The organism is Sphingobacterium spiritivorum, assembly GCF_016724845.1.
GTDB lineage: Bacteria > Bacteroidota > Bacteroidia > Sphingobacteriales > Sphingobacteriaceae > Sphingobacterium > Sphingobacterium spiritivorum_A.
The window spans coordinates 2,535,103-2,549,982 of the sequence record NZ_CP068082.1; the positions used below are offsets into that span (position 1 = coordinate 2,535,103).

General features: G+C 39.6%; 7 protein-coding genes. All 7 read left to right on the forward strand.

What is annotated here, in order from left to right:
* Window positions 1–2 precede the first annotated feature (2 nt).
* Window positions 3–1,430, forward strand: a complete 1,428-nt coding sequence (locus I6J03_RS10715) for a CshA/CshB family fibrillar adhesin-related protein (RefSeq protein WP_003011993.1) — start codon at window positions 3–5, stop codon at window positions 1,428–1,430.
* A 31-nt stretch (window positions 1,431–1,461) separates the two neighbouring features.
* Window positions 1,462–3,051: a T9SS type B sorting domain-containing protein gene (locus tag I6J03_RS10720; RefSeq protein WP_003011995.1), complete on the forward strand. Its 1,590-nt coding sequence runs from the start codon at window positions 1,462–1,464 to the stop codon at window positions 3,049–3,051.
* A gap of 40 nt (window positions 3,052–3,091) precedes the next feature.
* Window positions 3,092–4,102 (forward strand): PorP/SprF family type IX secretion system membrane protein, encoded by a 1,011-nt coding sequence (locus tag I6J03_RS10725; RefSeq protein ID WP_003011997.1) that lies wholly within the window; start codon window positions 3,092–3,094, stop codon window positions 4,100–4,102.
* 78 nt (window positions 4,103–4,180) lie between these two features.
* On the forward strand, window positions 4,181–6,133 hold the full coding sequence (locus I6J03_RS10730; protein WP_003011999.1) for an OmpA family protein: 1,953 nt from the start codon (window positions 4,181–4,183) through the stop codon (window positions 6,131–6,133).
* A gap of 529 nt (window positions 6,134–6,662) precedes the next feature.
* Window positions 6,663–9,902 (forward strand): SusC/RagA family TonB-linked outer membrane protein, encoded by a 3,240-nt coding sequence (locus I6J03_RS10735; protein WP_003012001.1) that lies wholly within the window; start codon window positions 6,663–6,665, stop codon window positions 9,900–9,902.
* A gap of 13 nt (window positions 9,903–9,915) precedes the next feature.
* Window positions 9,916–11,373: a SusD/RagB family nutrient-binding outer membrane lipoprotein gene (locus I6J03_RS10740; protein WP_232279853.1), complete on the forward strand. Its 1,458-nt coding sequence runs from the start codon at window positions 9,916–9,918 to the stop codon at window positions 11,371–11,373.
* A gap of 366 nt (window positions 11,374–11,739) precedes the next feature.
* Window positions 11,740–14,868: a SusC/RagA family TonB-linked outer membrane protein gene (locus I6J03_RS10745; protein WP_003012005.1), complete on the forward strand. Its 3,129-nt coding sequence runs from the start codon at window positions 11,740–11,742 to the stop codon at window positions 14,866–14,868.
* Window positions 14,869–14,880: the final 12 nt, after the last annotated feature.

Sequence of the window (14,880 nt, forward strand, 5' to 3'; positions counted from 1 at the left end):
GTATGAGAAAGATTTTATTATTTATTCTGATTTTTGGCTTTTTTGTTCAGCAAAATGCTTCCGGGCAGTGTACGCTTCCTGCTGGTAAATTCGCTACGGCGGCCTTTGCTACTGGTGGAAGCAGTATATATAAAAATAATGTACTCTGGTTGACCTGGGGTGCGCAGGCTGCGACTGATACATATGGAAAACATAATCAGACACTTGCTAATGGGTCATCTTCATACGCTTCTATTAATATGGGTGGAGGACGTTATTTATGTATTCAGGCCACTATTTCTAATTTGGTGGGACTGATTAATAGTTATGCTCCCGGAAATTATAGTGGAGACTCGATGGATGATATGTATAATATCGGTGGAACAGGAACCAATAACAAATTGGTAAGCGGTATCCGGAATACTACTGATGCCGCAAGTGTTAGTTTTACATTGACATGCAAAGCTACGATTGATGGAGTACCGGTGCGACTTAACGGAATGGTACTTGGAGATGCAGAGTCACTGGCAGCTGGTGAAAACTTTACAGCTACAGCTTCCGGAACATGGTCTATAGTGGATTTGAAGAAGAATACATCTGTAACAGGAGCTTATGAAGTAAGAAAAGATAATCTGACAGGAAATAAACAGAAATTATCCTTTCTACGAGGAAATGACAACAATACCGGCGCAGTCGCATTCCTTACCTTTAATGAGCAAGCCTTTCAGGGAACTGATCTTAGCGTATCTTTTGATGTAACGCTAAAAGGAGGTGGTCTGACTGCAATTTCTTTAGGGCTTTTACCTCCGGCTATAGATGGCGGTGATGCACCAGAAAGCTATGGAACTCCACTTCATATGATTGATGCGCTGAATGTGAAATACGATAATATTCCTGTAAATACGGTTGTAAATTTAAATACAACTTCTTATCAGGTAGGTGGTCTGGAAGCACCTGTTTCAGGTTTTCTCGGAACAACCGGTCCTGATGCGGATAACAAACCACTATACAGTAAAGATGCGATGGGAGATAATAATGACGGAATAGCCGGAGTCAATGAAGAAGATGCATGGCCTGCACAATACAAAAGCTTCTCTTATAAACTTTATTATAACCCAAATCAAACTATAACGGTAGCGATTCCTTATAAAGCCTATAGAGACGGTTATATTGCCGGATGGATTGATTTTAACCAAAATGGTGTATTCGAAGCTTCAGAAAGAGCTGTTGCTACGGCTACGGCTTCCGGTACCTCTGTAAATCTGACATGGACCGTTCCGGCAAATCGTGTGATACGTAGCACATACGTTAGATTACGGTACGGCTATAATCTTAATGAACTTCAACTGCCTACGGGAAGTGCTGTCGGAGGAGAAGTAGAGGATCATAAAATATTCATACAGGGTAGTGCAATCACAAATCCGATGTTGCCGAATAAAGGCAAGAAATAAGAAGGAAAGAATCATTCAAACAAGAACTGATATGATCAATAAGATAAAAATATTTTTGTTAATTCTGATTTTGCCGTTCGGGCTGAAAGGATTTGCACAGGATGGTAAAAAAAGTTTGTTTTCAGACAACGGGCGTATGGTTGTAGCCGAAGGAACTTCAGATGTTGTGTATTCGGAGAGTCTGTATATTGGTCCTGATGCGGACTGGCAGATCAATGGAGACCTGTATGTGTATAGTAAACAGATCTGGATAGCACCTACTGCCAGGATTCGTGGTGCTGGTAAACTGATTCTGAAAGATCCTGGAACTAATCCATACTATGCAGGTTGGGGTAATCAGGCAACAGTCATTGATGGAAATGACGGAGAATTTATTGCTGTGAATATCATCATCGATAATCCTTCAAATATTAAACTAGCTGATATAACCGACCCGGGATACAATCTGAAGGAGAAGACAGATAATATTGCTGCGCTGAAAGTTGCTTCAAATATAGATTTCAATGTTAAGGGCGGAGATATCCTGCTGAATGGTTACGAGCTTGTACTGGGAGCCGAAGCACAGTTGCTGAACGCAGGTAGTATTAACAGTCCTAATCAGAATATAAACGGATATGTGGTTACAGGCAATATCACGAAGAGTCTTTTGATTAAAAGTTTCAAAGCTGGGGAGAAATTCCTGTTCCCGATAGGTATTGATGAGAGTAGTTATACACCTGCAATCCTGACTCCTCAGGGAGAGAGCAGACTTTATGTCGGAGTAGTAGATTATGAGGCTGCCGGTGCAAATATAGAGCTTAAAGATAAAGAAATCGGTATGGACAGAGTATGGCATGTGTTCGCTGATAAAAACCTGCTTTCAGATTATACACTGATCCATCAGTCCATCACTAACGGTAAAATGTATGTTGACAAAACAGCTGAAATCATGCAGTATACCGGCAATGGCAACTGGGTTGGAGATGTGACCAAACTGGAATCTACAGGTGTACACACCCGGCAAGCTCTTCAAACGTATGCTGCACGTACTATTTCCGGAACATGGATGACGAAGCTGAGCTTTAAAGGACCTGTTGCAAACGACGACACCTTCGATCTGCCTTATGCGGATGAATACACAAAAAATGAGAATGTATTCCATATCCTGCAGAATGATGATGCCGGAACAAGTCCCATTGTAGTATCCTCTGTAACGATAGTAATCCCTCCTTCACATGGTAAGATTACGGTGAATGTAGACGGAACAGTAACTTATATTCCTGATCCGGGGTTCGTAGGGGTGGATGAGTTTGAATACAGTATTACAGATGAAAACGGATTGTCTGATACAGCTAAAGTGACAATTAATGTAAACGCACGTGATCTGCATATTCCGAATGTATTTACACCTAACGGAGACGGGATCAATGACTACTTTGAGATTATCGGTTATGAATATTATGATCGTATCGGAGTGACAATCGTGAACCGATGGGGAAATGAAGTATACCGCAATAACAGTTATGATAACAGATGGGAAGGTAGCGGTCTTAATTCAGGCACCTATTTCTATATCATCGAAGCGGTGAAAGACGGTAAAAGCCGTATATTTAAAGGGGATGTACTGATCAAACGCAATTAGAATAAAGAAATAAAAGAATCAACATCAAAATATAGTTGAGATGAAATACGGAAAATATATACTGATGATTGTGGGTATACTGGGACTGCGTAGTGTTGAAGCGCAGCAGAGTATCCAGTTTACGCAATATATCTTCAATTCGATGAGTGTCAATCCCGCTTATGCCGGATACAAAGAGGAGTGGTTTGCTCAGGTTGGTCTTCGCAGTCAGTGGACCGGTTGGGAAGGAGCTCCGAAGACTGGTACGGTATCTATAGATGGGGTGATAGATCCTGTATCCAAACGTCATGGTGTTGGTCTCAATATTACTGCTGATAAACTTGGCGCACAGGCTGCAACATCTATATATGGCAATTATGCTTTCCGTCTGCAACTGGATGATGAAGATACACAGCGATTAAGTCTCGGTATCGCAGGGGGTGTTACTCAATATAGTCTCGATGGAAATAAACTTGATCCGAATCAACCCGGAGACCCGACGATTCCGACAGGTAAGATCTCAGACTGGGCACCGGATATTCGTTTAGGGGTATATTATTACAATCCGCGCTGGTATGCAGGAGTTTCAGTTCAGGATCTGTTTAACGGAACAAATTCAGGCTCAGATTACCGGTTCAACCAGAATACCTCAGAGAGTTTGTATCGTACAATCAGTGGTTACCTGATTGCAGGAGCTCTGTTCGAACTAAGCCAGGGGGTACACCTGAGACCGAGTATGTTGATCAAAGAAGATTTTAAAGGGCCTACTTCACTGGATGTAAACGCCATGTTCGTATTCAACAGTAAATTCTGGATCGGAGCGGGATATCGTACCCGTGCTAAGATCTTCAACCGCACCTATCAGGATCGTACCGTAGACAAATTAAGTGCTATGAATGCGATTACAGGTATTGCGCAGTTCTATGCAACAGAGCGTCTTCGTATCGGCTATTCCTATGATGCGATGATCAACAGAATGAGCGGATTGCAGAATGGATCACATGAGATCACACTTGGACTTACGTTTGGTCGCAGAGGAGCAAGCCAGTATCTGAGTCCGCGTTTCTTTTAGTAAAGGGTTATAAGGTTATAGAGTTAATAGCGTATGGTATTGCTATATCACCATATCGCAGAATAACATACAAATACAATGAAGGTAAAGAATATATATAGGTTGCTCGTTATCGCCATATTGATGATAGGCGGGCTAACTTCTGTAGAAGGTCAGGAACAGCTTAGTCTGCGTTCTACAGCAGATAAACTGTATTATCAGTACGAATATTATAATGCTTCACGGATTTATGAGAAACTGGTAGACACAAAGAAACCTCGTGTACAGGATATGGAGCGTCTTGCAGAATGCTATTACCGGATTAATGATTATACATTAGCTCAAAACTGGTATGCCCGTGTGATAGATGGTGGTAAGTTTTCAGATCAGTCTCAGCTGAACTATGCTGAAACGCTTAAGAAGAACGGAAATTATGCAGCCGCAAAAGAGCAGTTTACACAATATGGTACACGTACGGGGAAGACTGCAGAAGTATCTCTTGCCATACAGGGAGCGGATTCTGCTGTGGTATGGATGGCAAATCCAACACTTCATAAACTGAAGAATGAAGAGACAATCAATACCCGTTATTCAGAGTTCGGTACGACACCTTTGTACAACAGTGTGTTATATGTCGGAGAACCGAGTGGATGGGATGGGAAAACATCAGGGATGACAGGACGGCCATATCTGCGCATTTATTCATCCAGCAAAGAAAATGATGGTATTACGTTAAAATATCCAAGCATCTTACCGGACGTATTTAATAATGCACCTTATCACGTAGGTCCTGTAGCAGCTAATAAAGAAGAAAATATACTATTCGTAACCCGTACTCACCCGGGGGAAGATGCGGAGAAACAACGTTCAGGTAACTATAGGTTCAAGAAACACAATCTGGAACTGTTGATCTATACACGATCCGGAGATAGCTGGACCGAAGTTGCATTCCCTTATAATAATGTAAAGAGCTATTCAGTAGGACATGCAGCCTTGAGTGACGATGAGCAAACACTTTATTTTGCTTCGGATATGCCGGGAGGTAAAGGGGGCGTAGATATCTGGTATTGTATACGTCAGGCTGATGGAAGCTGGGGCACTCCGGTCAATGCCGGCGAAGAGATCAACTCTGCAGGTGACGAAATGTTCCCTTCCGTTTTCGGTAGTAAGCTGTACTATTCCAGTAATGGTTTTGCCGGAATGGGCGGGCTGGATATATTTGTAGCAGAAGGACAACAGCATACATTTCATAACAGACATAACCTGCGTTTCCCTGTCAATTCAGCTTCTGATGATTTTTGCTATGTAATGGTGAGTGACAGTCCCGAGTCCTTTTACGGATATGTTTCTTCAGACCGCAGCGGAGGTAAAGGGCTGGACGATATTTACTCCTTTTCGTACGATAAACCAAAGATACGTATCCGCCTGGAAGGCCAGACACTTAACAAAGTGACTTCAGATCAGATAGAAGATGTACAACTTACATTGCTGGATGATAAAGGACAGGTTGTTTTAAGAAGATTGAGTGATGCAAAGGGAGCGTTTACATTTCCTGTGGATGCCCGTACCAATTACCGCGTAGTAGCGGAGAAGATAAAATTTCATGGAGATTCTGTTGCTGTACCGGCATTGTACCCGCAGAAAGATACCACGATCAGACTTACCCTTCGTTTACAGCCCGTAATAGAAAAAGGAACAAGCTTTGTGCTGGAGAATATCTACTACGATCTGGATAAATACAATATCCGGGAGGATGCTAAGCCGATTCTGAATCAACTGGTAAGAACGATGCGTGACAATCCTACGCTTAAGATTGAGCTTTCCAGTCATACAGACAGTCGTGCTACAGCGAAATATAATATGAAGCTTTCGCAGAACCGGGCACAGGCCGCTGTAGATTATATTGTAAGCAGAGGTATAGCACGTGACCGGATTGTTGCGAAAGGATATGGAGAGAGTAAACTTGTCAATAAGTGTGCAGATGGTGTCAAATGTTCAGACGCTGAGCATCAGGCCAATCGTCGCACGGAAATAAAGGTGCTAGAGTATTAGTAACTACCTATTTATGAATCGTTGAAGAAGTCCGCTGGTACCAGCGGACTTTTTTTTGTTTTTGTAACTTTTTTGATATTTATAAGTGAAAACATATATTGCTTATACAATAATTGCTTTTGTTACGATTTTTTTACATTCCAAAATGTAAAATACGACTTGTTAAATTTGTGTTAAAAATTTTGTTAATAAGTGTTAATTGTGTCTTATGTTCTGTTTTTTATTATATATTCCAAACTATATTCTTTTTTCAAAAAAATAAATTTTGTCTTCATATTCTGAAAATAATGAAATAGAAAACGCATAATGTTAAAATACTTGCAATAACAACAGTGCGTTTATATATTTGCTCTCCCCAATCAGGATAGTCTCAATTATATTCTCTACCATTTATTCGCTTTAGCGGATCTGATAGAATCGATTTCAAATGACTTTCGTTGGTGTATATGGTTCTCACTCATCTGATGACCATTATTATAATAAGTTGGATGCATTTTTATACATCATATAATTAATTAAAACACAACAGATGAAACAAAAATTACTCAGTTTTCTCGTTGGTACAATGATACTGACTTCAGTAGCATTTGGCCAGGAGAAGAAAATTAGTGGTAAAGTAACTTCCGCTACAGGACAGGCTTTACCAGGTGTTACTGTTGTTGTACAAGGTACAACCCTTGCTACACAGACAGATGCAAATGGTAATTACACGCTAAATGTTCCTGCAGGAAAGACACTGGTATTTCGTTCACTTGGATTTAACGAAAAAACTATTGTTGTATCGCCTTCAGCAACCTCATTTAATGTGTCATTAGAAGATCAGGACAATGCACTGGCAGAAGTCGTAGTAACAGCAAATGCAATTAAGAGAGAAAAAAGAACATTAGGATACTCTGCTCCTACATTAAACAATGAAGAGCTGACATCCGGAAAAAATGCAAGTGCAATCAATTCATTAGCAGGTAAAGTAGCAGGTGTCAATATCACGTCTACATCCAATTCACCTGGAAGCTCTTCAAGAGTTGTTTTAAGAGGAGGATCTTCTATTGCCGGAAATAATCAGGCATTGATCGTTATTGATGGTGTGCCAATTGACAACTCAAGTGTAATTGGTGGAGCCTCTTCTTTAAGCAGTGTCGATTTTGGTAACAGAGGAAATGATATCAATCCGGATGACATCGCATCCATGACAGTCTTGAAAGGCCCTGCTGCAGCTGCTCTTTACGGATCACGTGCATCTAACGGTGCATTGATCATTACAACGAAAAGTGGAAAACAAGGAGCCGATAAAACGGAGATCACTTTCAACAGTACCAACACACTGTCTTCTATCCTGAAACTTCCTGATTTTCAAAACCAATATGGACAAGGATACTCTTACTATGATAATGCAGGTAACGTATTATTCGAAAATGATCCGAAAGAAAACTGGTCATGGGGAGCTCCTTTTACGGGAGAGACACAAGAATGGGGACAGGCTATTAACGGAGTCCGTCAAACGAAACCATACTCAGCTGTAAAGAATAATGTACGAGACTTCTTCGATCTGGGAGTAGCTTCTGATAACAATCTGAGCTTATCCGGAGGTGGTGAAAAGACAACTTTTTACTTAGGTCTGAACTCTCTGAATTCGAATGGTGTGTATCCGGGTAAAAAAGATACATACAACAGATACGGGGTTCGTTTCAATGGAACGGCAGAATTTTCTAATAAATTCTATGCCGGAATCTCAGCTAACTACAATAAAATCAATAGTAACAATATAGGCGGAGGACAAGGTGGCGGATCTGTTTACAATAATTTGTTACAGACTCCCAGAGATATTCCTGTATCGGATATGAGCGATCTTACTAATCCATACAACGGATATGGTCAGGTAAGAGATGCTGCCGGCAACCTGAGAGAAGATTTATACGGTTATTACGGTGCATATGCTATGAACCCATACTGGGTGTTGGATAATTACAACAACTTTAATGATGTAAACCGCATTATGGGTAATGTAAATGTCGGGTACAAACCATTTGAATGGTTGGATATCAAAGAGCGTATTGGTGTAGATCATTACTCTGACAGACGCAGATCCGAATCTCCTAAGTTTACGTATTCGCCGGCTGATAATACAACCGACAACTACTCGCAATCCGCAAACAAGCAGACTGAAGTAGGTCAGTATCGCATAGATCAGTTTAATGTAACGGAAATCATTCATGACTTCATGGTTACAGCTAATCATAAGTTTAACGATGATTTTGAGGCATCTTTAATGTTAGGAAATAATATCCGTCAACGTCAGACTACCAATAACAGCACAGCAACAAATGCAAGTGCCGGATTAGTAATGCCGGGATGGTATAACCTGGCCAACAGTAACGGACCATTGGATCTTATCGAGGATTCATGGAGTAAAAGAAGATTAGTAGGGGTATATGCCGACTTAAATCTATCTTATAAAAACTACTTATTCTTACAGGCAACAGCTCGTAATGACTGGTCTTCAACACTGCCAAAAGCTAACAATTCATTCTTCTATCCGAGTGTAAGCGGTTCATTTGTGTTCTCTGAACTGATGTCACCTGAAGCAAGACAAATCTTAAGTTATGGTAAATTAAGAGCCAATATTGCAAAAGTAGGTAATGATACAGATCCTTATCAGTTGATCACAACATTCTCCAGAGGAGAGATTAATGGCGGATTTGGTACGACAACATTCCCTTTTGGTAATGTATCAGCTTTAATGTCGAGCTCCACAATCGGTAATGCGCTATTGAAGCCGGAGATCACGACTTCATATGAGGTGGGTACAGAATTAGGATTTTTTGCTAACAGATTATCTGTAGACTTCTCTTATTATAAAAACAGTTCGAAAGACCAGATCTTAAGTATTCCTATCCCTAACTCTACAGGATACGGATTCAGCGTTATCAATGCCGGAAAAGTGGAGAACTCAGGTATCGAATTGTCTTTAAGAGGGACTCCTGTTAAAACAGCAGATTTCTCATGGGAACTGATGGGTACATTCACTAAAAATAACAGTAAAGTTGTCGAGTTGATGGAAGGTGTGGATCAGGTCAGGTTGGGTGGATTTAGCGGAATGTCTATCGTTGCGGCTAAAGGAAAACCTTACGGTGAATTCTATGCGGTAACAAATGCTACAGATGCACAGGGAAGAACTATTGTGGATGCTGAAACAGGTTTACCGGTAATCACCAGAGAGCCTCAGTATCTGGGGAGCTACAATCCCAAGTTCCAGGCTTCATTGGGAACCAATGTAAACTACAAAAACTGGTCATTGAATGCTTTATTTGATATGAAACATGGTGGAGTGTTCTATTCAAGAACAAGAGATATAATGGCTTTCACAGGTACTTCTGCTGAAACCGGAGGGGATCGGTTTGGACAGATTTTCCCTAACTCCGTATATCTGGATGATGCAGGAAACAGTATAGAGAATACTTCTGTAAAATATGATAAAGTAGATTACTTCCCGACCAGAGAAGCAGGATTAAATGTGGTGGATGCTTCCTATGTCAAATTGCGTAGTTTGGCTATCTCGTATAAATTCACGAAAAATCAACTGAAAAACACGCCGTTTGGCAGTGCATCAGTAGGATTATTTGGAAATAACCTGTTTATCTGGACACCGAGTGAAAATAAATACGCAGATCCTGAAGTAAACTCTGCAGGTGCTGGTAATGCACAAGGTTTTGACTACACAGCTCAACCGTCGCTGAGAAACTATGGAATAAATGTTAAAGTTTCATTCTAATAAAAAGAACATAATGAGAAAAAATATTAAAACACTGCTTCTTGCCGGAATAATGGGATCTGTGGCATTAGTGAGCTGTAATAAATATCTGGATATTAATGAAAATCCTAATAATCCTGAAAAATCTGATCCAAGCCTTCTGTTACCTACAGTAGAGGCTGCATTAAGTCAGGTTGTAGGAAATCAATTCCAGACCTATGGAAATATGTGGTCGCAGTATTGGACACAAAATCCTTCATCCTCTCAGTATCAGACTATCGATCAATACAATATGAGGGGTACAAATTCAGATCAGGCATGGCTTAATCTGTATCGCGGAGCGTTAAACAATGCGGAGATCATTATTAATACGCAGGGACCTGCACATGCACAATATCGTGCTACAGCGTACATTCTGAAAGCATATGCTTTTCAGCTGGCGACAGATGCATTCGGGGATGTTCCTTTATCTGAAGCGCTGAAAGCAGGAGATAATCTGAATCCGGCTTATGAAAAGCAACAAGTGGTATACGATAGTATCTTTAACTATATTGATAAAGGTGTAAGTGAATTAAAGTCGTTAAATACATCTATTGCCAATAATCCGGGAGAGCAGGATATGTTATTCAAAGGGGATGCGCAGCAATGGATTGCTTTTGCAAATACGTTGAAATTGCGTGCATATCTGAGAATATCCAATGTTGATCCTGCGAAAGCAGAAGCAGGTATCAAAGCATTATATGCAACCAATCCTTCTTTTGTTTCTAAAGATGTTTCCATTGCATATACCACTACAGGTGGAAATGAAAATCCGATGTATAATGAAATGGTAGCTTTGGGACGCGTGCAGAATGTCGTTGCCAGTGGTACAATAATCAATGCTTTCAAAGCAAACAATGATCCGAGACAATTTGCGCTCTTTGAAAAGATTGAAGGTCAGGATACGATTGCCTGGATTGCTCAGGGTGGCTACAGAGGAATGAATCGGAAGCTGGTATCTCCTCCAGCAGCGGTTGTAGGAGCAAATGCCAATATTCCAAGCTCAGCCTTGGCACCAGTCAAACTTATTTCTAAAGCAGAGAGCTACTTCCTGCAGGCAGAGGCGGCTTTAAAGGGCTGGGGAGCCGGTACAGTACAAGCGCTGTATGAATCCGGTGTACGCGCAGGTTTTGAAGCTTTGGGACTTTCGTCGGAAGCTACGGCATATTTAACTTCAGCTCCTGATGCACAGCTTGGAACAGGTGAAGAAGCGCAACTGAAAGCTATTATTACACAGAAATATTATTCCATGTGTGGTTTTCAGGGATTCGAGGCGTGGAATGAATGGAGAAGAACCGGATATCCTACATTCTTCACTGTTTCAAAAGAATCTATTATCGGAGCTGGTTTATTCCCGATAAGAATGGTATATCCTAATAGCGAGGCAACTACAAATGTCAAATATCCGGGTACCATCAGCGTTTCTAATCCGGTGTGGTGGGACGTTAAATAATAATATCTCAGGATACCTATAGAAACGCAAGCAAAGCGGTCGTAAATTTTTACGACCGCTTTTTTTGTTACATAATTATCGTTGATTCAACATGTTTATTAATAAATTGTTATGTCTGCATTGTATTTTTAATAACTTATAATCAATTAGTTATGTACTTTTTTGTGATTGTTCTAAATTAGTTTTTTATGCAATCGTTTGTTTTTATGATTTTAAAAATTATTTTTGTTTTAACATTTTTTAACAAAATGTTTTAAGTGCGTTACTAACCCGTTTTCTAGCTATGATGTATCTCTATCTTAGAAGACAAATATTTTCTGCTTAACTAACGTCTCTTCGGAGATATTTATTAATAAACACAAACATATGAAACAAAAATTACTCAAAGTTTTTCTTGTGTGTACACTTCTGGTAGGAGTTGTTTATGCACAGAATCGTCAGGTGAGTGGTAAAGTTACTTCTGCTTCAGATGGTACTCCTGTGCAAGGAGTGTCAATTGTGGTACAAGGAACATCTACTGCGACCCAGACAGATGGTTCAGGAAATTATTCCATTAATGTAGCTGGAGATGTAACTTTAGTCTTTTCCTACATTGGTTACCAACGTCAGGCTATTTCCGTAGGTAATCGTTCTACAATCAATGTTCAATTGTCTAATGATGAGACATCTTTAGAAGAAGTTGTTGTTACCGCTCAAGGTATTACAAGAAGTAACAAATCATTAGGATATTCTACTCAAACAGTAACAGGAAATAACCTGACACAAAAATCCGAAACAAATGTTTTAAATTCACTTCAAGGTAAAGTAGCAGGTGTTAACATTACAAGTTCATCTGGCCAACCTGGATCTTCTACTAATATCAATATCCGTGGTATAACTTCTTTTGGTGGAAATAATCAACCTTTGATTGTAGTAGATGGAATTATTTTCAGTAACGATACTGATAATAGTCAGAATACATTGTTTGGTTCGCAACCATCAAACCGTTTGAATGATATTCCACCAGATAACATCGAATCTATCAACGTTTTGAAAGGTCCGGCAGCTTCAGCGCTATACGGTTCTAGAGCATCTGCAGGTGTTTTGATGATTACTACGAAAAGTGGAAAAGGTATGGGGGGCAAAACTGAGGTTACCGTAAACTCTTCAGCAAATTTTCAGAAAATAGGTTATTTGCCAGATTTCCAAACCTCATACGGTCAAGGTTCCCAAAATATTTATAATAATCAAAGTACATTATCATGGGGGCCAAAATTTGGAACTATGGATTCTGTAATCCAAGGAGGAACAGGATTAAAAGTTCCTTATAAAGCGTATCCAAATAATATTACTGATTTTTATAAAACAGGAGCATTTTATCAAAACTCTGCTAATTTAGCCGGAGGTGATGAAAATAGTAACTTCACAGCGGGCCTGTCCAGTACAATTCAAAATGGAGTTGTTCGCGAAAGTAACTATAACCGTCATACGGTTAACGTTGGTGGAAATACAAAACTAAAGAATGGTATTAAAGTTGGCGGATCCATCACTTATGGTAAAACCAGTCAACGCGGATCAACAATGGGAAATGGTGGTAGTGCCTTTGGACAGATATCACGTATACCTGTCAGTTATGACCTGATTGGTACCCCAATTCTTAATGCTGCTGGTCAGCGTCAATATTTCTTAGGAACTCAAAATAGTCCACTGTGGAGTGTTGAAAATGAGTTTTTCACGTCAAATGTAGATCGTGTATTTGGAAATCTAAGTATAGGTTATGATTTTACAGATTGGTTAAACGTATCTTATCGTGTTACAGGAGATACATATAATGACATAAGATCTCAAGTACTAAGAAATGGTTCGGCAAGAGCTCCACAAGGTGCAATTGATGCAGATAATAGATTCCGTTCCGAGCTTAACGGAGACTTGATGATCAGAGCTAAAAAAGATAATATTCTGACAGAAGGATTAAATGCAAGCCTTTTGTTAGGACAGAATATTAATCAAAGAGACTATAGATCTTCAGGAGTTGTGTCTAGTGCATTAAGTATTCCCGGATTTGATAACGTAAGTAATGCATCAGTATTTACAGGTTCTTATTCAAATAAAGAGAGACGTAGACTAATTGGACATTATGCTCAATTATCATTAGATTATAACTCTTACCTGTTTTTAGAATTGACAGGAAGAGCTGATAAGTCTTCTACTTTACCGAGTGGCAATAACACCTATTTTTACCCTTCAGCTTCCTTAAGTTTTGTCCCTACTGATGCGTGGGATATAAAATCTGACCTGCTTTCTTTCTGGAAGTTAAAAGCGAACGTTGCACGAGTGGGTAGAGATGCAGATCCTTATTTACTTAAAACAGTATTCTTATCCTCTACTTACGGAAATAACACTGCAAGCATTACTTTCCCGATTGCTGTTGGTACTTCAAGTATAACAGGTTTTCAAATTGGTTCAAGAATTGGGTTTGACCAGTTGAAACCTGAATTTGTAAATTCTTACGAATTCGGAACTCAATTTGGTCTTTGGAACAACAGAATTGATGTAGATGTAACATATTTCAGTACTAGAAGTACAAGCCAGATATTTGATGTCGCCGTATCGAATTCATCGGGTTACGATACCAGAACGTCAAATATTGGTGAAATGACTAATAAAGGTATTGAGGTAATGTTAAATGGTTATCCAATCCGCAATAATAACTTTTCCTGGAATGTGAATCTGAATTTTACCCGTATCAGAAATAAAGTAATCGCAATTTTTGGAGACAAACCAGTCGGTGGTGATCAATTAACAAGTACTGTTATTCCAGATGTAAATTACTTTGGTGGAATTACTCCTTCAATAGCTGAAGGATATCCTTATGGTGTAATTGTAGGTGCAAAATATGCAAGAAATGAAGAAGGTCAATTATTGATCAATCCTACAACCGGATTATTTGCACCAACAGTGGGTAACCAAATATTAGCAAATCCTCAAAAAGATTATACTTTAGGTATTTCAAATACATTTACGTATAAAGGAATAAGCTTAAGTGCTCTTTTTGATATTGCAAAAGGAGGACAAATTTTCTCAATGGGACAAGTGGATATGCGTTCAGGCGGTATGATCGAGGAAACAGGTGTGGATAGAGATCAACCAAGAATTTTACCTGGGGTAATTCAGAATAGTGATGGTAGTTACCGTCCAAATGATATTCAGATATCTGCACAGTCATATTGGCAAAATTTAGGTGGTATCGCTTCAGAAGCAGCTGTTTTTGATGCAACAGCCTATAGATTAAGAGAAGTATCATTAAACTACAGTTTACCTAAGAGTATCCTAAACAAAACTCCTTTTGGTCAGTTATCAATAGGTGTTAGTGGTAGAAATCTTTGGATGTTTGCTCCTGGATTCCCTGGAGACCCTGAAACAAATACGCAGGGAGCAGGAAATGTACAAGGCCTGGATCTAAACGGTATTCCTACAACTAGAAATTATGGTATTAACTTACGTGCGACATTTTAATTGAGAAATAGA

Excerpts from the sequence above, each read along its gene's own strand:
- I6J03_RS10715 (WP_003011993.1), top strand. The coding sequence starts at position 3 with ATGAGAAAGATTTTATTATTTATTCTGATTTTTGGCTTTTTTGTTCAG.
- I6J03_RS10720 (WP_003011995.1), top strand. The coding sequence starts at position 1,462 with ATGATCAATAAGATAAAAATATTTTTGTTAATTCTGATTTTGCCGTTC.
- I6J03_RS10725 (WP_003011997.1), top strand. The coding sequence starts at position 3,092 with ATGAAATACGGAAAATATATACTGATGATTGTGGGTATACTGGGACTG.
- I6J03_RS10730 (WP_003011999.1), top strand. The coding sequence starts at position 4,181 with ATGAAGGTAAAGAATATATATAGGTTGCTCGTTATCGCCATATTGATG.
- I6J03_RS10735 (WP_003012001.1), top strand. The coding sequence starts at position 6,663 with ATGAAACAAAAATTACTCAGTTTTCTCGTTGGTACAATGATACTGACT.
- I6J03_RS10740 (WP_232279853.1), top strand. The coding sequence starts at position 9,916 with ATGAGAAAAAATATTAAAACACTGCTTCTTGCCGGAATAATGGGATCT.
- I6J03_RS10745 (WP_003012005.1), top strand. The coding sequence starts at position 11,740 with ATGAAACAAAAATTACTCAAAGTTTTTCTTGTGTGTACACTTCTGGTA.